Raw genomic sequence first — 22,676 nt, forward strand, 5'->3', positions numbered from 1 at the left:
TCGTAAATAGCATAAAGCCAAGGATAACAGCATGACCCAAACCCAATGCCAACAGATGATCGATGCGTACTTTCAGGCCGAGCTTGATGTGTTGGCAGGCAAGCAAACCACGATCAACGGCAAGACGATGACCACAGAGGACCTAGGCGAAATTCGCAAAGGTCGGCTTGAGTGGGAGCGCCGTTTAAACGCCTTTAGCCGTCCACAGGGCGGTGTCAAGTTAGCCAGCTTTAACTAATCAAGCCGCATTAATAGGGCACTTCTAAAAATATAAGTCGGAGCAACACATGAGCATTATCAATGATGCGCTGGCGATATTTGCCCCGCGTTTAGCATTACAGCGTGAAGCGGCCGCAATGAGCTACCGCAACCTGAAAGGGTATGAAGCCGCCAGCCCAAGCCGCACGCATCGCGCTAAAAAGGAAAGTCGCGGGGCTAACCAAGCGGTATTTGCAGCAGGTAAAAGCCTGCGTGAGCAAGCGCGCTGGTTAGACGAAAATCATGATCTCAGCATTGGCATTCTCGACCGGATGGAAGAACGGGTGATCGGTGCCCAAGGGATTGTGGTTGAACCGCAGCCGCGCAGTATTAGCGGTGAAATCCTAGATGACTTAGCTAACGATATTCAACGCCGTTTCGGTGCATGGTCGCTTAAGTGTGACGTTACTGGCCGCTTTAGTCGCCCTGAATTAGAGCGTTTAGTGTTACGTAGCGCCCTGCGTGATGGTGATGTGTTCGGCCAGCATGTGATGGGTAAAGTGGCTAAGTTCGGCCACCCAAACGAGCAAGGCACTCAATACAGTATTGAAGCCTTAGAAGCCGACTTTATCCCCTACGAGTTAAACGAACCAGCAAAGCGGGTACGCCAAGGGCTTGAGGTTAACGGCTGGGGCCAAGTGGTTAACTATCACGTATTGCTTGATCACCCCGCTGATCAAGTCGGCTTTCGCTACAAAACCAAAGTGATACCCGCATCGAGCATGATGCACTTAGGCTTATTTAAACGCTTGCACCAGCTGCGTGGCGCTTCTTTATTCCACGGCATTTTAACCCGCCTTGGCGATATTAAAGACTATGAAGAATCCGAGCGAGTAGCCGCAAGGATTGCCGCCGCGCTGGCGTTCTACATCAAGCGCGGCGATGCTGCCATGTTTGTTCCTGACTCAAGTGGTGAATCGTCAAGCCGCGAAATCCCCATTGCACCTGGCATGACCTTCGATGATCTCAAGCCCGGTGAAGATGTGGGCATGATTGAATCCAATCGGCCTAATGTGCACTTAGTTGATTTTCGTAATGGCCAATTAAAAGCCGCCGCAGCTGGTACCCGTGGCAGCTATTCCAGCATTGCCCGTGACTACAAAGGCAGTTATTCAAGCCAGCGCCAAGAGCTGGTTGAGCAAGACGAATCCAACCGCATTATGCAGCAGTGGTTTTGTGCTGGCTGGTCGCGGCCTGTGTTCCGCAATTTTCTCAAAATGGAAATGCACAACAAGCAGGACCCATTAGTGCTACCGCCTGATCTCGACATGCGCACCTTATTTGATGCCGTGTACTACGGGCCCACCATGCCATGGATTGACCCACGCAAAGAGGCCGAAGGCTGGGAAATGATGATCGCTGCCAACGTCGCAACCGAGGCCGATTGGACTCGCGCCCGTGGCCGTAATCCTGCAGAAGTAAAACGCCAGCGTAAGCGTGAGGTGGATTACAACCGCGAAAACAACATGGTCACGGCCAATGACCCCGACCCCTCGCTAGGAGATCCTAACAGTGAAAAAGACCCCAATAGCATCAGCAATGCTAAGCGCAATGCTGCCAAGCGGAGCGCTGAGCGTGCCCGTCGCAACGCTGAACCAGAGTAATAAACCCGCCAATAGCTGGTATAGCCTCAAAGCCCAAAACGGTAATGCCGAGTTAATGATCTATGACGAGATTGGCGGCTGGGGCATTAGTGCGCAACAGTTCGCCCGTGATCTACAGGCCCTAGGCAAAGTGGGTACCATTACCGCCCGTATTCATTCGCCAGGCGGCGATGTATTCGAAGGTATGGCGATTTACAACATGATCAAAGGCCATCCAGCGCTCAAAGTTTGCTACATCGATGGCCTTGCTGCTTCGATGGCCAGTGTGATTGCCATGGCTTTTGATGAAGTCATCATGCCTGAAAACGCCATGATGATGGTGCATAAGCCTTGGGGCGGAACTCTCGGTGATGCCGAAGATATGCGCAAATACGCCGACTTGCTCGATAAGGTTGAAGGCAATTTAGTGGGCGCCTACCAACACAAAACAGGCTTGTCAGAAGATGAACTCCACGCTCTGTTAGCCGCTGAAACTTGGCTAACTGGGCGCGAAGCAGTGGAAAAAGGTTTTGCCAACACCCTCACCGATCCGCTGCAAATGGCGGCATCACTTAATTCAAAACGTCTTAAGGATTTTACTAATATGCCTGAAGCTCTCAAAAACCTGTTTGCACCGCAGGGTAACAGTGCTCCCAACCCACTCGTGCCAGCACCAGCAGCACCTAATGCTCAGTTGCCTGCGCCTGCAGCAACACAACCTGATACCACTGCTATTCAAGCGGCTGCGATTGCGTTTAATACTGAGCGTATGAACGGTATCAATGCGGCATTTACTTTCTTTCCTGAGTTAGCAGAGTTACGTAATCAGTGTATTGCCGATGCCAACATCAATGCTGAAATTGCCAAAGACCGCATTTTGGCAAAGTTGGGCGAAAACACCACGCCAGCAGCGACCATGCCAAACCGTACTATTATCCACTCTGGTAACGGCAATATCGTTGGTGACTCGATTCGCGCTCAGTTAATGGCGCGTTCCGGCCATGAAAAAGCTGAAGCTAGCAACAACTATTCGAGCTACTCCATGCTTGAGTTGGCACGCGCTTCACTGTTGGATCGCGGCATTGGTTGCGCTGGATTTAACAAAATGGAGATGGTCGGCTTAGCCTTTACCCACAGCTCAAGCGACTTTGGCAATATCCTGTTAGATGTAGCTAATAAATCAGTGTTAATGGGCTGGGAAACCGCCGAAGAAACCTTCGAGCGTTGGACCAAGAAAGGCCAGTTAGGCAACTTTAATATCGCCAAACGTATCGGCCTTGGTGACTTTAATAGCCTGCGCCAAGTACGTGAAGGTGCGGAATACAAGTACGTCACCGTCGGCGACCATGCACAACAAATCGCGCTGGCTACCTATGGCGAGTTGTTCAGCATTACTCGTCAGGCCATTATCAACGACGATATGAGTATGTTGACTGATATTCCAATGAAAATGGGCTTTGCCGCCAAAGGCACCATTGGCGATTTGGTATATGCGGTATTAACCAAAAACCCCGCAATGGCTGATGGCAAAACGCTGTTCCATAATGACCACGGCAACTTAGGTTCCGGTGCGCCAAGTGTGGCGGCCCTCGATGCTAATCGCATGTTAATGCGTAAGCAAAAATCGGGTAATCGCCACCTGAATATTCGCCCTGAGTTTGTACTGTGCCCTGTAGCGCTTGAAACCACGTTTAACCAGATCATTAAGTCCAGTTCTGTTAAAGGTGCCGATGTGAATTCAGGTATTGCTAACCCAATCCAAAACTTTGCAGAAGTGATTGCTGAGCCTCGTTTAGATGATAACAGCGCGGTGCAGTGGTTCCTTTCTGCGGGTCAAGGCCGCGACACCATTGAGGTGGCTTACCTTGATGGCATCGACACGCCTTACATTGAGCAGCAACAAGGCTTCACTATCGACGGCGTAGCCACCAAGGTGCGTATCGATGCGGGTGTGGCACCGCTTGATTACCGTGGTTTGGTGAAATCAACAGGCGTGTAAACAGCGCTAAATCGACATAAATGGGCTATCAAACGATAGCCCTTTTTTATTCAGTTTTGTTTTTAAGCAGGAACACTCTCATGAAAAATTATGTACAAGATGGCAAGACCATCAGCTTTACGCCCACCGCCGCAGTTGCCAGTGGTGAAGCGGTATTACTAGCCACATTGTTAGTTGTGGCGATTGGCGCCATTGCCGCCGATACCGAAGGTACAGGTGTAACCGAAGGTGTGTTTGAACTCCCTAAAAAATCCACAGATGTGCTCGCAGTTGGCGCAGCCGTGTATTGGGACGACACCGCTAATGAAATCACATCACTCGCCACGGGCAATACCTTAGCTGGCAAAGTATGGGCTGCAGCGGCAAATCCATCTACCAGCGTCTGGGTGAAAATCAATGCCTAACGTTGGCAACCACTTTGCCGAACGCGTGCGGGGTAAAATGGTGCGGCTGTTTCAGCGTTTGGCTGATCCGTGTCTTTTTACCCCAAGCGATGGCTCTGCGCCATTTACTCGCCTGGTGAATTTGGATGATAACGGCGCTGAAATTGCGGCCTCGTCTAATGAATATATTCCCGAGCTAATCAGTCGTGCCGAGTTTTTACAATCCGAAGGGGCGGTAAATTCTGGTGATGAGTTTGCGATAGGTGAGGGCATTAGCGTCCAGCAAGGACGGCTCACCCAAAGGGTAAGCATGGATTCAGTCAGCGTGACCTTTATCTATATTCCGCTAGAGGCCTAGCTAATGGCACGCATAAAGATTGAAGGCATGGAGGCGGTAACAAAGGAACTTAACCGCATCCGTGATGCACAAGCGCCAGCGATTAATCGGGCGATTGAGGATACGGTAAAGTTTGGTGAAAAAGCGGCAGTCGATGCGATATTTGCCCGTTATGGTTTCCGTTCCCGCAGTTACATTGAGCAGCATTTGTCTGTCAGTTTTGACCCACGCAGTTTAAAAGGGTTTATCACCGCTCGTTATCGTGCCAGCACATTAACCCGTTATGCCAGAGCCTTAACCCGAACCGGAAAGAACGGCGGCTCTCGGCCTGACGGTCACATGATCAGTGTGCTACGAAATCAACCTACATGGTTTAAAGGCACCTTTACCTTGATTGGTCGCAATGGCAATCAAATCATGTTCCAACGCCAGAAAGGTGATAACAGTTGGCGAAAGCTTAAAGGACAAAAAGCGATGTACGGCCCTTCAGTGGCAGGCAGTTTTAGCAAGATCCGCGACGATATTGAGCCGCCGATTATTGCTCATCTGCGAAATAAATATGGCCAGTACGCTAATCGTTAATGCCTAAAGGATAAATACCGAAAGGACAGCCCCATGATCCAAGCAATTTTAGACCGCCTCGCGCTGGTTGACGGCGCCACTGTGCGCGAAGGTTTTTATGTGCAATCAGTCGCATCTGAAAAGAAGTTTATCTTTTTGCAGCCATTCACTGATGAAGCTCGTTCGGTAAATGGTCGCGATAATTACCGTGATGATTTGGTGCTGCAAGTGGTAGCGGGTATCAATCTAACCAAGTCAACCAACCCGACAGCCGATCTCATTAACTTGGTTCGCGCCATTCGCAGTACGTTTTATAAAGATGAACGTAATACCGAGAAACCCAGTTGGTTGCCCTCGGTGATCAGTTTTAAAGAGTCTGAGCCCTGCAAGTACATCATGCCCGAAGCCCATGAAAAACATGGCCTAGCGGTTATCACCCTATCCCTTGTTAATACCGTTAAATTTGGAGACTCACTATGAGTGAAACAGTAACCGAAAGTTACATCGGCTCAGGCATCGTTTACGTTGCGGGCCGCGATGTTGGCAACGCCTCAGGCGTTAAAGTTGCCATTGAACAAGATACAAAATCTCAACCAAACTACCGTGGTGGCGGTGGCTATGCTGCTGAAATTACCAAGGTAAAATCAGTAAAATTATCGTTCACTATGAACGATTTTAGTAATGCCAACATGGCGATGGCACTGCGCGGTAAAGTGGAAGTGCTCACAGCGGGTGCAATCTCTACCCCTGAGTCCATTACTGCTGTGTTAGATGGCTTAGCCGATACCGCCTTTATGATTGATACCGCCGTAGCTGCGGTTGTGACCGATGCAGCAGGCACCACTACCTATGATGTTGATGTTGACTATGTAGTCAGTGCTGGCGGTATTCGTGCGCTATCGAGCGGTGCTATCACTGAAGGTGAAGCGCTTAAAGTGACTTACACCAAAAAAGCCGGTAACGCGATGCAAGCTTTAACCGAATCCGGTGCAGTGGTGCCTGTAGTGATTGATGGCGTAAACGATGCCACAGGTAAACCGTGGACGTTGAAGTTCTTCAAGTGGAGCCCAAGCCCTACCGCAGGCATGGACCTTATCGGTGATGACTTCGGTTCGTTCGATATCGAAGGCGCGGTGTTAGCCGATCCGTCAATCGTTGCCACGGGTAAGTCTAAGTTCTTCGTCCGTAGCGCAGCATAAGTCTAAAGATTGTTCCCAATAGCCCACAGCATGTGATCCATGTGCTGTGGGCTTTTATTTTGGTTTGTTAATTCCTATCAATCGGTGATGCCATGAGTTTTAAAGATCAAGTAATCAACCTGATCATCCAAGGCCGCGACTTGTTCTCAAGCGAGGCGGCTAAATCAGAAAAGGCATTGCAAGAGTTAGCAAACCAAAGTGAAGTCTTAAACGAACGCCTAGATGATTTAAAGCAGCAACAGGCTGCAATTAAGGCTATTGATGATCTCACCGCCGCCATCACTAAAGGCGAAAAGGGTTTTATCGATGGCTCGCGCGCGCTCGAACAATTCAGCAAAGAGCAAAAGCAAGCCGCGCAGAATTTAAAGCAACTTGAGCAGGCCCAAAAAGAGGCGGCAACCTCAACCAGTAAACTTGAAACTGAGTACAGCCAAACAGTTGCTGAGCTAAGCAAATACGATGAACAACTGGCCGCTGCCCGTGCTGAGGTTGAGCGCTTAACTGCGACGCAAGATAAAGGCGCTCAGGCCAGTAAAGATCAAGCGCAAGCCCTTGCTGCCGCGAATGCCGATTTACAACAGCTCGAAACAGCGCAAAAAAATACTGCTTCCAGTGCTAACCAACTGGCGACCGAGCTTGAGCAAGAGCGCATTGAGCTTAAGCAATTAAGTAGCGAAGTTGATCAGGCTGGCCAGAAAAAGGCCGAATATGCGCTTAAGGTTAAAGGCGCGCGCACTGAGTTAAATCAACTCGGCTCTAGCCTTGGCCGCAATAAGGCGGAGTTAGACAAACAACAAACCGTGCTGAATAAAGCCGGTATTGATATGAACAAGCTGGCTGATGCCAGCAAAGACTTAAAGACCCAGCAAGCCGCCGCTGAAATCGCGATTAAGGGCGTAAACACTCGGCTTGAGCGCCACAATAAATTGCTCGATGAAAGCAAAAAATCATCGAGTGATTTTGGCGGTAGCATCAAAGCCGCAACGGGCTCACTCATTGCGATGGCTGGCGCCTATGTGGGCGTAGATCGCCTATGGGAAAGCCTAAAGTCAATCCTCACCGCAGGCGATAAAGCGGCCTCTTTTAGTGCGCAAATGACTGCCATGATGGGCAGTATTGCGGGTGGCGAGCAAGCAACGGCGTGGATCAAGGATTTTGCTAACCGCACAGGTACCCAGCTCGATAGCGCTAAGCAAGCCTTCGCCTCGTTAAAAACCTTCGGCATTGACCCCATGAATGGGGCGTTGCAATCGATGGTCGATTACAACGCTAAGCTAGGCGGTAGCCAAGAAAAACTAGAAGGCATCATCCTCGCCACAGGCCAAGCGTGGGCCAAGCAAAAGCTGCAAGGTGAAGAAATCCTGCAGCTGGTAGAACGCGGCGTTCCCGTGTGGGATTTGCTGGAAAAGGTCACAGGTAAAAACACGGTCCAACTGGGTAAGCTGAGTGAAGCGGGCAAGCTTGGCCGTGAAGTGATGCAGCAACTGTTTGACGAAATGGGCAAGCAAGCCAATGGTCAAGCGGCATTAAGTCTCGATCGGTTAAGTGGTCAGTTAAATCTTCTCTCGAATAAGTGGGAGTCGTTTAAGCAGAACATTGCTGATTCTGGCGCCTATCAAGTGGCGATTGATTTACTCAAAGACATTAACACCAGTTTTGATCAGTTAAATCAAAGCGGCAAGATTAAGGCCGCAGCACAAGATATCAGCGACTTTTTCAAAGCCATTTTAAAAGATGGCGGCGCAAGCCTTAAAGGCATGCTGGAAAACATTACTGCCTTTGCTACTGGGCTTAATGTTGTCGCGGGTAGTATCAGGTTAGTATTCAACGCCCTAAGCATTGTTGTCAGCGGTTTTGGTGCTGCTGTTATTGGGGCTTTTTCGATGTTTCCATTGGGAATGTCTAAAGCATTAAGTATTTTTGGTGAGAATAAGCTTTCTCGAGCATTTCAGTATGCTGCTGACGGAATGTTAGAAATTTCTAAGGCATATATTGCTCAAGTTAAAAAAGATGCTGAAGATGCAAAAGCTGCGCTTGAGCAAGTTGGATTTGAGATAAGATCTGAATCCGATAAGAACACAGATACACAAGTAAAAAACGCTGAGAAGGTTAAAGAAGCAATAAAGAGCGAAGCCGAGGCTCGTTTATCTTCATACCAGCAAGATGTTGAAATTTCTAAAAACCTACTTAATGTCGCTGATGAAAATGTTAAATCTTGGGAGTTACGCGCCAACGCAGCAAGTGAGTATTACCGTACTCTTTTAGAGTCAGGTACTGCTTCTCAAAAAGAGCTAGCAACCGCTCAAGCTGCATTAGAAGGTGCAACTCTAAAACTTTACAACGCTCAGAAATTACAACAAGTTCAGCAAGATGAGATGACAGATTCCACCGCCAAGCTGCAAGTGGTGACGATGGAAATGCTCAAATCACAAAGTGAACTTGCAGATACTGAGCTAGTTAAAGTCCGTGATGCATTTATTGCAGGCCAAGCATCGATCGAAGATTATAAAACTGCACAGGATAATGCTAAAAACTCAGCAGATGCATTGACTCAAGCACAAATAGATTTAGCAGGAGAAACAGATAAAGCTGCTGTCTCGGCTAAAGAATATGAAGCAGCCATGGCTAAGGCAGGTATTACGACGGTTAAGGCATTAAAAGACCAAGAAGAAGCTGCTAAAAATACTTTTGAAGAAGTTAAAAAAGGTGCGAAGGAAGGTATTGCCAGTGCATTTGAAGTTGAGCAGGCCTATACCAAGTGGGCAGAAGCGGCGCTTAAAACTGCTGCCGCGCAAAGCCAAGGCGTACCTGAAACGCTAAAAAGTGAGGCTGCTGCCAATAAACTGACTGGCACATTAAATGACTTAGTAAGTAAAAATAAGGAATTTAGTGACTCAACCAAGAATACAAGCTCTTACCAACAGCAATTTGTAAAGGAGGTCGAAAATACTGAAAAAGCTATTTCTAAGCTGAGTGAAATTATTAAAAGCTCTTCTGCCACCGATAAAGAAAAAGCAGCTGCTCAATTAGAACTTATCAAACGTAAACGTGAGCTAACAGTACAAACTTCTGATCTTGTAAAAGTTCAAGAAATAGAAAGCGCAAATTATCAGCAGCTTAAAGGAAAGCAGGAGCAAGTTGTTGCTCAGCTTGAAGCTTTAGATCTTGCTTATAAAAAGGGGAATATAAGCGCCAAAGAATACAATGATGAAAAAGAACGTCTGATGAAATTATTACAGGTGATCTTACAATTACTTGGATTGTTTGGTGATGAGCAAGAAGAAGTAGATGATAAAACGGATAAGACGAATCAAACATTACGTCAGCAGCAAATTGAACTTGAGAAGTTAGAACAGCAAACAGGTAGAGCGACTGAATACCTAAACTTATTTGCTTCTGCACAAGAACATTTAAATAAAGAGTTTGATTTTAGTGGTAAATCTACAGAAGAACTTAGTGCGCGTTACCGTGATCTTGAGGGCTCAATTCTTAGAAACCAGCGCGTCACTATGGGTTTCTGGGGGGAGCTAGCGAGACTGAGTAATATTGCATTTAAGCGTGAGCAAGAGATCATTAGTGCCACATTACAATATCGCAAAATGGAAGATCAGCTTAAAAGTAATACGCTGACCTTAAAACAACTTGATGATATGACTTATCGTGTAAACAACACGATGTTAGCGCTTGATGATGCAACGCTCGAAAATCTGCGAAATGGTATTCAGTCCGCTAGGGATAGCATGGCTGCATTACGTGACGACCTTAGTGAAACTTTGGGTGATCTTCGTGATGAGTTAGATGAGCTAAATGGTAAAAAGAAAGATGCTGAACTTGAGCAACTTAATACCAGAAAAAAAGAGCTTGAATCAAAGATAGATGCAGCACAACGTGCAGGAGATCAAGCTGCGATTACTGCTGCAAAACAGGCGCTTTCATTAGCTCAACAAATTTATGATACCAAAAAACGCCAACAAGCCACTGCCCAGCAAGAAGCCGAACAAGCTGCAAAAACCCAAAGCGCCGCCGAGGCGAAAAAGCAAGCCGATGCCAGTGCTGCCACTGCGAAAGCTACCGCTCAAAATCAAGCAACCGCAACCGTTAACACGCAAGCCAATACCCAAACCAGCACGCAATCTGTGGCTAACACTTCAGATATGCAAGTGCTGCAACTGCAGGTTGGCAATAGCACCTTTAACGCCCAAATGAAGCGCAGCCTCGTCACTGAATTGATGAACGAGATCAAACGCCTGCAATCTGTTGGCGGTTAGCCAATCCTGTTATTCGCCCCAATTAATCAAAGGTCCCTATGACAACCATCGATAGCATTGATATCGCGGTGGATTTGCTGTGGCTAAACCGTGACAGCACGCCCCGCGTTGCGGCCAACATGAAGCGCGCCTTAAACGGTGCGCCATTGGTGCAGCAAACCATTATCCCAGCCGGTATTGCCATGGAGTTAGGCACCAAATCTGGATGGATGCTGCGCACTGAGTTTGAACAACTAAAAGCCCATGCCGCTACCACATTAGCGGCCTTCACGTTGGCCTATGAAGGCACCAGTTATAACGTGGTTTGGGATAACACTGTAGGCTCGCCCATAACGGGTGAGGATTTATTCGACGAAGTTGGCGGGTTTGAAAAGCTCACTAACGTGGTTCTTAAGTTTCTGACCTTATAGGCCATTTATGACTATTTCCCGTTTAGATTTAAAAGTATTTAAACCCGAGTTACTGGGTTCAAGTAATGAGGCTGGCGGCCAACGGACTAAGAACGCTGTGCAGTCAGGCTTGCTTAACGAGCTATTTTCAGCGATATCCGATATCGACCATGCCCAATCCAGTATCGACATTGTAAAAGCGTTCCCTGCGCTCGATACGCCAGACACCAGCACTTTGATTGATGCACATGTGTTTATCAGTGAGCCACCGATAGACCCATTAGTTAACGTATTCATGATCGAGTCTGCCGCGCTGGATGATGAATCTCGCATGACGGATATGAAAGAGATCATTGAGTCGTCAGTCACTGCAGGGGAATTGATCCGTGAAGGTGGTCCCGGATTCCTTGTGAACCAAAACTCATTTTCCTCAGATTACCTGCAGTCGTCTTATCGCTTTAATGACCGCGACTATTGGAAAACTACTTATCTGCAGGTTGGCCAAGTGATCTGCATCACCGTGGAATATCCTGGCATTGAAAACGTGGCATGGCCACGCAAAACCCATTTTTGTAAAGTCACTCGAACTAGCATAGTGAATGGTGCTGTGGGTACCGTAGTTTTTGAACCACCGATCCCCTTTGCGACACCAGAACCCGGTTTGCAAATCAATGGCCAGAGTAAATGCACTCGCTTGCGATTATCTAACACTGCATCACCATTGAAATTCCACGGGGTAACTAAGCTGACTGCCGCCGCCAGCGGGGTAAATTTAGCTGTGGGCGCGACTCAATTATCGTTACTGCCTGCGATTACCACCTTAGCGCCAAAGCCAGGTAATACCATCACGGGCGGCAGTGATAACGGCGATGCCACTGTTAGCCAAGTGATCCGCAAAGTGATTAGCCAGCCAAGCGCAGAAGGGACGTATAGCTATACCTTCACCACAGCGGATTTACTGATAGATACTGATGTTGTCACTGCAGTTTCTACCGATCCTTATGGCGTTTTCGCCGCGAGTAATTCATTAGTTCAGTCGATTACTATCGGAACGGGTAACGTGACCGTTACGCTGCGGCCTGATGTGCGCTTTGTCAATAATCCCACTGTCTCGCTCTATTATGTTTCTGCGTATAAATACAGCATTTACTCAAGTGCTAATGCATTCCCTGCCAATAAGCAGTTAACGGTCGGCAGTATCAAAGGCCGCGCGGTGTTTGCCGATAGTAACTATGTGCCTCAGGACGTATTTGAAAATGTGAATAGCGGTATCGGTAAGCTCTATGACGCCACTGAGTTGCTGGCGACCATTGATTATTTTACTGGGGTAGTGACTAAGCAAACGGTCAGCCGTGGTGATTTTGAATTGAGCTATTCAGGTTTAGTTGAATCAACCACTGCAGCGGCTGCCGGCGATACTACGGCTAAATTTGCCTTGAGTGTGGCTAATCCATTGTTAGAAAGCTTTTACGTGCAGGTTGAACGGATATCAGACCACGCCATTATCAGCGCTTCATCTGACAACCAAGGCGTGATAACTGGCAGCGGCATTAGCGGCACTATCGTAGATGGTTTGGTTGAACTGTTATTTACTAATCCGGTAGATTTGACCACGCTGCGCTATGACATTACCGACCAATTGCGCCAGCTACCCCCCGCTGAGATTTACGGGCTAAACCCACTGCGTATCCCCAATGATGGCATTGTCGATATGTTCAGACGCTGGGGAACTGTCGCGCTGTCTCATACCCAAGTGCAGCAAGTTACAGACTCTATCGGTGCTGTATTTACGATTCGTGAAAATGCCCAGTTTGTGGATATTACTGATGCCAATGGCGCCAGCCTATGGACCAATAACAATGACCATTTCACGGTAAATAAGGTGGCAGGAACGGTCACGATTAACAGTGATTTTTCGGGGTTTACTGCGCCGTTTGTGCTAAGTGATACCATTATGGAACTCGGTCTAGTGTCATCTTTTTCAGGCAATAGCCTTGTGCTGGCCAAGCCATTAGCCCGTGAATATCCAGTAGGTACGACATTAGCCAGTGTGCAAATCCTTGGCGACCTGCAGGCCCGTGTTGGCAGAGTTCGCGATATGACAGCTTGGGCCAACAATTGGGACCTCGATGGCGCCCCTGCTACGGGTAACGTGAATGCGGTTGACTATCCGTTTGAAGTCAAAAACACCACTGCAGTGAATGAAGATTGGGTATTGATTATGACCTCAGCCAGCGCATTTCGCTGTGTTGGCCGCCGTCTTGGCCAAATCGCCACAGGTGACACACTCAATGATTTTTCACCGATTAACCCACTGACTAATGCCCCTTATTTCATCATTCGCTCAGGTGCATGGGGTGGCGGTTGGCAGCAAGGCGAAGCGATTCGTTTCGCCACGTTCGCGGCCTCAAATCCGATAATGCTACTGCGCAATGTGCAGGTTGGTCACAGTCAAATTACTACAGATAAAGCCGTGTTGTCATTTTTCGGCAACGAGTCATAGGAGAAATTGCAATGGGCTTACCAGTTACTGTTTATCGTTGGGATGATGCGGGGGCACCGCAAATGTCAAAAGGTGTCAGACCTTCCGAACTCATCAATGTGCTCAAGAAATGCTTGGTGGATGGGTATGGTTCAAAATCGGGTGCTGGCTGGTCGGTGGCGTTTGAAGATGAAGCGACACAGCAAGTTGTGTTTCGCAATTCAACACTACTAGGCTCAGGTGGATTTGTTAAGTTTTGGCCTAAATCTGCTAGTAATGCGTTGCAGACTCCAATATTCTTTCAGTCTGCAACATTTCTATCATCACTAGACCCAACTTGGTCGAGTACAAGCAATCGTGGTTGGCGTTGCGCCGTTGGTAATTCAGCACGAGCCTACAAGTGGGTAGTAATAGCTACTGCAGCCAGTTTTTATTTATTCACTCACGGTGATTCACCAGTAGACGTAACACCGTTTGACACAAACATAGTGTTGAGTTTTTTCGTTGGTGATATTCACAGTATCATACCCAATGATTTCAACCGCTTTATCACATTTTCATCCCCGTCTACTGCTGATGTGACCGATGCAGTATCGCCAGATTGGTCTTATGGGCTTGGGTATCTTACTGACAACGCAGGTGTTGCTAAAATGCACCAGACTGACGGTTCTGATTTCCCTAAACAAATGGTTCTATCCGTTTCTGCTGATACGTTCCCGACCACCAGAATTAACGCATTACCAAGCGATGGTTTGGCAATGCTATTTACACCCGCCAGAATTCAGGCCACTTCCATCAACCCTGCATCTGCCAGCCCTGCATTTTTGGACTCTACTGGTCAAAACATGTGTAACAGTAATCTCCACCCTGCATTTAGAGGTTATCTCCCCGGAATGTTTCAATCCTCATTCACTGGGTATTGTGGTTCACCTTTACCACTGATTCGAACTGTGAATGGTGTGGCATTCTACCATATACCCGTTGGTCATATTGGTGCAGGTAATTTGTGGATTTCAACAGGTGATTGGTATGAGTGATTTTATTGCTAAACCAATCATTGAGCGTTCGAATTATCTTGTCGGGTTGTTTGAACTGGATGCTGATGTTGCTGCTGAGCGATATGCCATTTTAGATCGAGTGACTATGAAATTGATCTGGCAAGGTAGTATCAAGCCGGGTGTAACAGTTACGCACTTGGTTCGCAAAAGCTATGCCATTGATGGCGTGATCGTGCTAATGATTGATGACAATGAAACATTCAATGCAGTGGTTGCAGATGGTGTACGTCTGCCACTTGTCAATAGTAATGATATTGAAATTGGATATTAACAGCATGAATACGGTAATAAGCGTTGCTACAAAAAACATCCTTCTTGGTGCTATCGCCATCGATAAAATTGCTATTCACAGTGGAGAGCCAGGTGCTAATGGTGTTGATAATGAATTGAGTTCGCCACGCCAAGATTGCGTTTTCTCTGCCCCAAACAATGGTGCTATTTCATTAGTGAATGATGTGCAATTTACCGTCACTGCTGGTTCTACTGTCAAATATATTAGCTATTGGGGGGGCACAACGTTTCACTTGTCTCAGCAAATTAATGATTTGGTATACAGTGCAACAGGTACGTTTACGTTATTAAGTGCAGACACTAGGGTGTCACTATGATTATCGACCCTAAAACTGGCAAGCAAATTTTCAATGACATTGTTGAAATAACACCATTACACGCTAATGCATTGCTCGCATACAGCGCATGGGCTACTGAGCTTGGCCTCAGTGATACTGCCACTTTACCCGGCTTGGTTCAGGCTGATGATGCTGCAACGGAAATAGATATAGGGTTTCCAACAGCAATAGATGGGCTATCATCCAAAATAATGCAATCAACTGAGGGATCAATCGGTATTTATGTTGACGAACCACCGGGCTCTGTCTCATCGTCTGGTCGTGCTATAATAGCCGTTGCACCCAGTCAAGTCAGTGTACCTCGTGCCTATACATCACGCGCCACGATCAACCCTTCATTTGTTATTAACTGTAAGAGCCCCAATGTTGATAGTAAATCGTACAATGGCAAGTGGGTTAAAACGGCAGATGCTGCAATTCTATTTATCAGTTGGTCGCAATACGGTAACAGCAATTTAAATAAGACCGACCTCGCGATCAAATTTTCGAGAGGTAATATTGAACTGGTTTGCACTGCGGGTACTGATGCAGGCAGTTATCTTCAGTTTTTTATCATGGATTCGACCTCTGCATCTGGTCAAGCATTAGTCGGAAATGGCAATTTTGGCAAACAGCTAACACCATCCAACACGTACCAATTCAGGTCTGTGTCACTAAAGAAAATATCTGGTCAAGTGATTGGTGAGAATGGTACCGGTATCATCACCGATATTAGAGCATATCTCCGCAGTAGTGGTTTGCTCGTTGGTTCAACCACTTCTGATAGTTCGGGTGACTACCTCATTGAAACTGCATATCCAGATGAACATTATGTGGTTTGTTTGGCTGAGGATAGTTCCGCACTTAATGCCTTAGTCTTTGACAGGGTGATCCCAATTGATTGATTTCAAGTTTCCTCAAGGGGCTTATTTCCCGCCAAACGGTGAAGCTGTAGATTTTCAGTTTTCTGCAGATCGAGTCATTGCAGTTACGTCTAATTTAACTATCAATGTTTATGAAAATTATTTGCAGGGATTTAGTTTATCTGTACAGAGTAAAGTTGAAGTTTCAACAACTGTACGCATAACCAAACCGATACAGTTAAGATTTAATACATCTTGGCTCAATGCTACATCACCGATAACTTTGCGGTTTGGTGATGAACAGGTCCCAGAGCAGCCAGATCCTATACGTGTAGGAACCATTGGAATGGCTTGCGGGGTGGTTTTCAATACAAGTGAAATTATCGAGCAGCAACTTACACTAAGCCAGCGCAGTCAATCACATGCTGCCAATGCAGTGTTTGCATGGGATAGCTTTTTTAGCTTAAAACAGCAAATTGTAATGGTATGGAATACGCCGCCATTAGCTGGCGAAATATTTGCTGTTGATTGGCAATGGAATACGTTGGTACCTTTTCAACTCGATATGAATTGGTTGGTACCAGAGGCCCCTTGTCAGCAAGCCATAAGCAATTGGATAGTGCCAGAACTGCAGCAGACAATGCTGGAAATGCAGTGGTCACAAGCCGCCGCTAAGAGCCAGCAAATTATCGTTAAACTGCATATCGGCGAGCAATTAGCGACTGAGATAGCGCTTAGCTATACCAACATTCAAAGCCAAGGTGATAATAAGACTGTTGCATGGGCTCCCCATGCGGCGCGATGGGTATGTTCCAGTAAATACGTACCGCCAGTGGGTAAGGTCACGCTGCGCTTTAGCGAACCTTGGATCAACTCAACTAGCCCAACACAGCTTAGATTTACGGCCTCACCGAACGTGTGCTACTGGGACGATGGCGGCGGCCTTATTGATGCCAATCCACCATTACCCAATATCGATTTTAAAATCCCGATTGAACCACAAATCCGCAGGTACTACTTAATGCAGCCAACGATCACATGCGTGCGAGTATCAGACAGTTTACCGATTGTGATCACCAGTGTGAGCATTAGCCAAAGCCGTGGACAGTGGGCGAGGTCGGTTAGCCTTGAGTTCTCAAGCCGTATCGATGCGCAGCGTGCTCACAATGAACTATTGCTGATCACCATCAACGGTTATGAGTTTTATGCCATTACCGAGCAGCCAAGCGCCAGCAAAGCCTTTGGTATTGAAACCCACAGCAGCACAGGCCGATCACGCGCCGCAGAGCTGTCATCGCCTTACCTTTTGCCTATCAGCTACACCAACACTGTATTGCGCAGCCTTGGCGGTATTATTGGTGATCTGTTGCAAAACACAGGCTGGACTGCAGAGCTAAGCGGGATACCAGATTTTAGCGTCCCTGCAGGCGCGTTCAGTGTGGGTAACAAGTCACCGATCGACGCGATTAATGAAGCAGCGAGCCAATTGGGCTGCATGATCTTAGCGGATGATGCCACCCGTAAATTGACTATCATTCCACGCTGGCCAACCGTGCCGTGGGAAATGGCAACAGCGGTACCGGACCTAACAGTGCACGATGCTGTGATCACCAATTACAGCGAATCAGTCTCCCGCAATCCTTTGTGTGATGTAGTGTGGCTGCGTGGTGAACAACAGGGGATTAGCGCCAAGGTGAAACGCACCGGCAGCGCGGGCAATATTCCTGCTGCTGATATTAGCGCTCAGTTGATCGTAGATAACCAAGCGGCGCGCATCGCTGGCACCAATGCGCTGGCAGATACAGGCGACAAGCTGAACGTCACGCTATCCTTGCCCGTCATGGTTGATTTGCCACCCGCAACGCCTGGCATGTTAATTGGTATTCGTGAAGGTGCCGAAGTCTTTAAAGGAACGTGTGACAGTTGGAGCATCCGCGCCAGCGTCAGTGATCGCGGTGATATCGATATCGAACAATCCATTACAGTGATCCGCTCAATCGCGTAACCCTGCTAACAGCCAGCGAGGCACCATGCTTAAACAACTTCAAACAGCGTTAGTACTGCCACGGATGATCATGACTGTAGCTGCAGTAAACGCCGATGGAACGGTCACCGCCAGCAGTGCCAGCGGCCACACTATCCGCGCCATTGGCTCGGGAACGGTTGGTGATCACATCTACGTACAAGATGGCAGGGTGCTAGGGACGGCACCCGACTTGCCATTTGTGGAGATAGAGGTTTAAACATCCTTATCATGCAATCGCTTAGGGAATAACTCGGTATACACCTGCCACAGTGTGTTGATGTTCCTATGGCCTGTCACCTGCGCCACTTCATCAATGCTATAGCCCTTCTCAAACAAACGGCTGGCACCTTCACGCCTTAGGTCGTGATAGCGTAAATCTTCAATTCCCAATTCGTTACGCACCCGCTGAAACCCTGCAGTAACGCTACGCTCATTGTAGGGGAAAACCCGTGCATCATTCCTCGGCTGCTTTTGCAGTATCTCCCACGCCCCACCCAACAGCGGCACCAACATGTGGTTGCCTGCTTTTTTACGTGGGTCTTTGCGGTCCCGAACGATTACGGCCTTTTGTGCCTCATCTACATCGTCCCATGTTATCCGGCACACTTCACCAATACGCATGCAACTCAGTATCGAGAAATCCAGCAAATCAATATAAGGAATATGCGCAGCTCGTTGATCTGCTCTTGCAGCTAATCCAACTTTTAACCTCTCAATCTCATCCGTAGTCGGTCTGCGCGAACGCTTCCCCGATTTAGCGATCAAGTCTTGGCTATACAGTGCATCGTAAGCCTCAATAACCGAAATTTGTGAAACCTCATGCCCAAAATTTGATTTAGCGATTCGTAGCAGCCATCGGATCACGCTTACATCAACTGCAATAGTAGATGGCCCTGTGCCTGCACTGCGTCGCAATTTACAGTGGTCGATGATGTGGTGCGGCTTAATATCAGTCAGATTCAATTTAGCAATATCGCAATCCGATAACAGCCGTAAACAAAAGCGCTTCGAACGACCAATGCTGCTGTCGATGTTTTCATCTGTCAGGGCTTTGCTGATGATGCTGCCCAATGTAATAGGAGCCGTATCCTCAGTAGCAAACCCGTTTGACTCAATATCAATCACCCGATCTTTACCCCATGCCTCGGCAGCGGCATATTTGGTAAAGGTACGTTGCTCCGTGTATAATATTTTGCCGTTTTTCTTTACACGAACTAGGCAGCGATGCCGCACAGTACCGTCGGCTTTTTCGCGTTTTTGAATGCTATAAGATGCCATGTTTTTTGGTTCCCCGAACCCCTCAGTCCAATCCATTGTGGATCACTATAGGTTCCCCGAGCAATGCAAAACATGCAAAAACGTACAAAAATTAGCAAAAATATTAACTTTTCGGATTGTAATGAATTTAGATAAAACCCAGCAATACCAAGGTTTAGCGCCTAAAACCCTCGATAGAACCTTTTCCATTGCGCCCATGCTGGATTGGACTGATCGTCATTACCGTTATTTTGCACGTTTGATGTCGGCTAATGCATTGTTGTATACGGAAATGGTGACGACTGGGGCGATATTGCATGGTCGTGGGGATTACTTAGCCTATAACCAAGAAGAACATCCTTTGGCGTTGCAGTTAGGTGGCTCTAATCCTGTCGATTTGGCGCGTTGCGCTAAACTCGCGGCTGAGCGTGGCTACGATGAAGTGAACCTCAATGTGGGTTGTCCTTCCGATCGAGTGCAGAATGGTCGCTTTGGCGCGTGTTTGATGGCTGAACCTGAATTAGTGGCTGAGTGCGTTGATGCCATGAAGCAAGTGGTTGATATTCCTGTGACTGTTAAGACACGTATCGGGATTGATGAACAAGACAGTTATGCATTTTTAACCCAGTTTATCGATGTGGTCAGTGCAAAAGGGTGTACGGATTTTACTATTCATGCCCGTAAGGCTTGGCTTCAAGGTTTGAGTCCGAAAGAGAATCGCGAGATCCCGCCGCTCGATTATGAGCGTGTATATCAACTCAAGCGCGATTATCCCACACTTAATATTGGCATTAATGGCGGCGTCACCACACTTGAGCAAGCGCAACTCCATTTAGCACAGCTCGATGGGGTAATGATGGGACGCGAGGCCTATCAGAATCCTTATATTCTGGCGCAGGTGGACCAAGTATTGTGTGGTAGTCAAAAGGCGGTGATCAGCCGTGAGGATGTGATTGAGGCTATGTTGCCTTATATCGAAGCACATTTGCAGTCGGGTGGGCGACTTAATCATATTACTCGCCATATGATCGGGTTATTCCAAGGCTTACCGGGTGCCCGTGCGTGGCGTCGTTATTTGAGCGAAAATGCCCATAAAAACGGCGCTGGGATAGAAGTGGTAAAGCAGGCCTTTCAGAATATTCAGGCTGAAGTTACAGAGTAATTCCACTCGACTTAAAAGATGGTGAAATTTACTAATTTGAGTAGTATTTTTCACCACTTGTTATTTTTCAATCCATCCCTATATCTCATCTTGTCCACATAAAATTTTTTAAAATGATTAAAATCATAATCTTAAAAATATTTTTATAAGTTGGCACGCAGTTTGTAATACTCCTTTCGTCAAGTTAATTAATCGAAAGGGATGCCATCATGTTTACGTTAACCATTAAAAAATCAGTACAAATGAGTGTGTTATTAGGTGCGTTAGTCGGTAGCGTTGCAGTACACGCAGAAGCCGCGCCAATATCGGATGTTGTCGGAACCATTGAGCAAACGCTAACTACCCAAACACAAGAAATGTTAGTCAGTGCTAAGCGTGAGTTTGTGATGTCATTGCAAACACAACTCGCTGAAAGTATTTATGACTTCAACAGTCAACTTGGCTTAAGCGCTGAGAATGAAGGTGAGTCGGCAAGTGCCGATGAATATAGCGCTAAGTAGGGGATCTGCTTATGTGGTTTGTAGCACCTTTAATGACTTTGCTACTGTTACCTGTAATTAGTCTTGCGTTGTTTTCAGGCATTATTTGCTGGTTTCAGTGGCATAGTGATAAATAAATTACAATCTATTGAGTCGAGGTTTTAGATGAAACGAGTAAAAGCACGTATGGAGAGCCCAGAGCGATTAGTGTGTGGTGTTGCCGCTGGTATGGCATGGAAATTTGGTTGGTCTTGCTTTTGGACTCGAGTGGCGTGGGCTGGCGCGACGGTATTTATGCCTGGCGTGAGTTTGTTGATTTACTTTGTTTTAGCACTGTTAGTTGATCAATGGAAAAGACCCGTTTAAGTCCGCAGTGATGACTTATATTTGAGGCTTGTCTTGATTGAAAAATTGAAAGAATTTTTTAAAAAATAGGGTGTTAAACCTATCAACAAGAGGGCACTTTGACCCTCATGCGACATGTATGTGCATACTGCTTGCAGACTACTTCTTCAAAAAAGCCTGAAATCTGCTCTTGGCTTCATCACTTTTTAGCCTAGCGCTAAATTGTTCTAATTCTTGATGCATTTGGTGTTGTACACGATTTTTATGCGGACGCATTAATTGACGTGTGATTTGTAGGGCTTGTGGCGGTTGATTTGCCAACTTTTTAGCTTGAGACAATGCATAACTGAGTAGGTCTTCATGGGCCACAATTTCGTTGATCATATTGAGTCTGTGGGCCGTCTCGGCATTAAAACTTTCGCCGAGTAGCAATAGCTCTGCCGCTTTTTGATAACCCACTAGTTCTGGTAACAGTAGGCTAGCGCCCGCTTCTGGCACCAGTGCCAAGTTGACGAAGGGCAGTTGAAACTTCGCCGTATTATCGGCATATACCAGATCGCAATGCAGTAGTACGGTTGTGCCAATGCCGACGGCGGCGCCAGAAACGGCGGCAACCAGCGGTTTTTTGAGTTCTAACAGGCAAAATAAGAAACGTACAGCGGGGTGATTTGGCCCTAAGTCACTATTTTTCAAAAAGTCTGCAACATCATTGCCTGAGGTGAAGCAATTATCTTGGCCATGGAGCATAAAGGCACGAATGTCGTTGTCTGCTTCACCTTCGATCAGGTATTCTGTCAGTTGTTTATACATATTAAGATCAAGTGCATTGCGTTTATCGGGGCGATTAAAGCTGATAATACGTACGCCCTGATCATCCTGAACCTGTATATGACTCATGGGTTGTTTCCTTTACGACGACATTGGGTAGACATGGAGTTTAAGACATTGAAACCAATATTCAAACAGCTGTTTAATTGTCTAGTTTTATCTTGTGCATCATTTTCAGCGTTGGCGAGCGTGATAGTGACCGAAGGTCATGTACGCGCCATGCCTGAGACAGTACCAAATACTGCCGCCTACTTTACGCTTGAAAACCACACAGATAAAGCGGTTCGTCTTATCGGCGTCAGTACTACAGTGGCAAAGGATGCCCAATTACACACTATTATCGAAGACCAAGGCATGGTGAAGATGCGCCATGTTGAAGGTTTTGATATCCCATCCCATGGCGCATTAACGTTAACGCCGTCAGGGGATCACGTCATGTTGCTAGGTTTAAAAGCGCCATTGGTGTTAGAGCAGCAAGTTGAACTGCAATTAGAGTTTGACGATGGCGAGAAAATGGCGATTACACTGCCTGTTAGTAAAGAAGCAGAAAACGCCGCTGAGCAAGAGCATCATCACCATCATTAAGGAGTC

23 protein-coding genes are annotated in these 22,676 nt (G+C 47.0%); 21 read left to right on the forward strand and 2 right to left on the reverse strand.

Going from position 1 to position 22,676, the window contains the following annotated elements:
- Window positions 1-31 precede the first annotated feature (31 nt).
- The 17 genes from Q4Q52_RS13350 to Q4Q52_RS13430 all read left to right on the forward strand — a co-directional run bounded on the left by Q4Q52_RS13350 (window position 32) and on the right by Q4Q52_RS13430 (window position 18,231).
- Window positions 32-238, forward strand: coding sequence for a hypothetical protein (locus tag Q4Q52_RS13350; protein WP_106649468.1), 207 nt, complete (start codon window positions 32-34; stop codon window positions 236-238).
- Between the two features lie 49 nt (window positions 239-287).
- Complete coding sequence (locus Q4Q52_RS13355; RefSeq protein WP_012196682.1) at window positions 288-1,862, forward strand: phage portal protein; 1,575 nt, start codon at window positions 288-290, stop codon at window positions 1,860-1,862.
- On the forward strand, window positions 1,771-3,840 hold the full coding sequence (locus Q4Q52_RS13360) for a ClpP-like prohead protease/major capsid protein fusion protein (RefSeq protein WP_409373429.1): 2,070 nt from the start codon (window positions 1,771-1,773) through the stop codon (window positions 3,838-3,840). The genes Q4Q52_RS13355 and Q4Q52_RS13360 overlap by 92 nt, the downstream gene beginning before the upstream one ends.
- Before the next feature lie 80 nt (window positions 3,841-3,920).
- Window positions 3,921-4,244: a DUF2190 family protein gene (locus Q4Q52_RS13365; protein ID WP_012196684.1), complete on the forward strand. Its 324-nt coding sequence runs from the start codon at window positions 3,921-3,923 to the stop codon at window positions 4,242-4,244.
- Window positions 4,237-4,581, forward strand: coding sequence for a hypothetical protein (locus Q4Q52_RS13370; RefSeq protein WP_311990826.1), 345 nt, complete (start codon window positions 4,237-4,239; stop codon window positions 4,579-4,581). Before Q4Q52_RS13365 ends, Q4Q52_RS13370 begins: the two co-directional genes overlap by 8 nt.
- Window positions 4,582-4,584: 3 nt before the next feature.
- Complete coding sequence (locus Q4Q52_RS13375) at window positions 4,585-5,142, forward strand: hypothetical protein (RefSeq protein ID WP_259576797.1); 558 nt, start codon at window positions 4,585-4,587, stop codon at window positions 5,140-5,142.
- Between the two features lie 33 nt (window positions 5,143-5,175).
- The gene (locus Q4Q52_RS13380) at window positions 5,176-5,601 is read left to right on the forward strand and encodes a hypothetical protein (RefSeq protein ID WP_012088287.1); all 426 of its coding nucleotides are present in this window, start codon (window positions 5,176-5,178) and stop codon (window positions 5,599-5,601) included.
- The gene (locus Q4Q52_RS13385) at window positions 5,598-6,320 is read left to right on the forward strand and encodes a hypothetical protein (protein ID WP_012586814.1); all 723 of its coding nucleotides are present in this window, start codon (window positions 5,598-5,600) and stop codon (window positions 6,318-6,320) included. Before Q4Q52_RS13380 ends, Q4Q52_RS13385 begins: the two co-directional genes overlap by 4 nt.
- A 92-nt stretch (window positions 6,321-6,412) precedes the next feature.
- Window positions 6,413-10,588 (forward strand): tape measure protein, encoded by a 4,176-nt coding sequence (locus Q4Q52_RS13390; RefSeq protein ID WP_311990827.1) that lies wholly within the window; start codon window positions 6,413-6,415, stop codon window positions 10,586-10,588.
- 38 nt (window positions 10,589-10,626) lie between these two features.
- Window positions 10,627-10,998, forward strand: a complete 372-nt coding sequence (locus Q4Q52_RS13395) for a hypothetical protein (protein ID WP_311990828.1) — start codon at window positions 10,627-10,629, stop codon at window positions 10,996-10,998.
- A gap of 7 nt (window positions 10,999-11,005) precedes the next feature.
- Window positions 11,006-13,480, forward strand: a complete 2,475-nt coding sequence (locus tag Q4Q52_RS13400) for a hypothetical protein (RefSeq protein ID WP_311990829.1) — start codon at window positions 11,006-11,008, stop codon at window positions 13,478-13,480.
- Between the two features lie 11 nt (window positions 13,481-13,491).
- On the forward strand, window positions 13,492-14,496 hold the full coding sequence (locus Q4Q52_RS13405) for a hypothetical protein (protein WP_311990830.1): 1,005 nt from the start codon (window positions 13,492-13,494) through the stop codon (window positions 14,494-14,496).
- Window positions 14,489-14,788, forward strand: a complete 300-nt coding sequence (locus Q4Q52_RS13410; protein ID WP_311990831.1) for a hypothetical protein — start codon at window positions 14,489-14,491, stop codon at window positions 14,786-14,788. Before Q4Q52_RS13405 ends, Q4Q52_RS13410 begins: the two co-directional genes overlap by 8 nt.
- Before the next feature lie 4 nt (window positions 14,789-14,792).
- Window positions 14,793-15,125, forward strand: coding sequence for a hypothetical protein (locus Q4Q52_RS13415; protein WP_311990832.1), 333 nt, complete (start codon window positions 14,793-14,795; stop codon window positions 15,123-15,125).
- Window positions 15,122-16,030 carry a hypothetical protein gene (locus Q4Q52_RS13420; RefSeq protein ID WP_311990833.1) on the forward strand — a complete coding sequence of 303 codons (909 nt, stop codon included), beginning with the start codon at window positions 15,122-15,124 and terminating at the stop codon, window positions 16,028-16,030. The genes Q4Q52_RS13415 and Q4Q52_RS13420 overlap by 4 nt, the downstream gene beginning before the upstream one ends.
- Window positions 16,023-17,993, forward strand: coding sequence for a hypothetical protein (locus Q4Q52_RS13425; protein ID WP_311990834.1), 1,971 nt, complete (start codon window positions 16,023-16,025; stop codon window positions 17,991-17,993). Before Q4Q52_RS13420 ends, Q4Q52_RS13425 begins: the two co-directional genes overlap by 8 nt.
- A gap of 25 nt (window positions 17,994-18,018) precedes the next feature.
- Window positions 18,019-18,231 carry a hypothetical protein gene (locus Q4Q52_RS13430; protein WP_011847761.1) on the forward strand — a complete coding sequence of 71 codons (213 nt, stop codon included), beginning with the start codon at window positions 18,019-18,021 and terminating at the stop codon, window positions 18,229-18,231.
- Here Q4Q52_RS13430 and Q4Q52_RS13435 read toward each other — a convergent pair.
- A complete protein-coding gene (locus Q4Q52_RS13435; RefSeq protein ID WP_012088299.1) occupies window positions 18,228-19,292 on the reverse strand; it encodes a site-specific integrase in 1,065 nt (354 codons plus the stop codon). The genes Q4Q52_RS13430 and Q4Q52_RS13435 overlap by 4 nt on opposite strands.
- A 121-nt stretch (window positions 19,293-19,413) precedes the next feature.
- On the opposite strand from Q4Q52_RS13435, the gene dusA reads away from it, so the two are divergent.
- The 3 genes from dusA to Q4Q52_RS13450 all read left to right on the forward strand — a co-directional run bounded on the left by dusA (window position 19,414) and on the right by Q4Q52_RS13450 (window position 21,278).
- Window positions 19,414-20,433, forward strand: a complete 1,020-nt coding sequence (gene dusA, locus Q4Q52_RS13440) for a tRNA dihydrouridine(20/20a) synthase DusA (RefSeq protein WP_012088300.1) — start codon at window positions 19,414-19,416, stop codon at window positions 20,431-20,433.
- Window positions 20,434-20,642: 209 nt separating this feature from the next.
- On the forward strand, window positions 20,643-20,933 hold the full coding sequence (locus Q4Q52_RS13445) for a hypothetical protein (RefSeq protein ID WP_006086053.1): 291 nt from the start codon (window positions 20,643-20,645) through the stop codon (window positions 20,931-20,933).
- A gap of 144 nt (window positions 20,934-21,077) precedes the next feature.
- Window positions 21,078-21,278: a PspC domain-containing protein gene (locus Q4Q52_RS13450; protein WP_006086052.1), complete on the forward strand. Its 201-nt coding sequence runs from the start codon at window positions 21,078-21,080 to the stop codon at window positions 21,276-21,278.
- A gap of 138 nt (window positions 21,279-21,416) precedes the next feature.
- Here the strand turns inward: Q4Q52_RS13450 and Q4Q52_RS13455 are convergent, their stop codons facing one another.
- The gene (locus tag Q4Q52_RS13455; protein ID WP_006083031.1) at window positions 21,417-22,154 is read right to left on the reverse strand and encodes an enoyl-CoA hydratase; all 738 of its coding nucleotides are present in this window, start codon (window positions 22,152-22,154) and stop codon (window positions 21,417-21,419) included.
- A gap of 33 nt (window positions 22,155-22,187) precedes the next feature.
- Between Q4Q52_RS13455 and Q4Q52_RS13460 the strand changes: the two genes are divergently transcribed.
- Window positions 22,188-22,670 (forward strand): copper chaperone PCu(A)C, encoded by a 483-nt coding sequence (locus Q4Q52_RS13460; protein WP_006083030.1) that lies wholly within the window; start codon window positions 22,188-22,190, stop codon window positions 22,668-22,670.
- Window positions 22,671-22,676 lie beyond the last annotated feature (6 nt).

The sequence above is a fragment of the Shewanella sp. SP1S2-4 genome, assembly GCF_031932075.1.
Lineage (GTDB): Bacteria > Pseudomonadota > Gammaproteobacteria > Enterobacterales > Shewanellaceae > Shewanella > Shewanella baltica.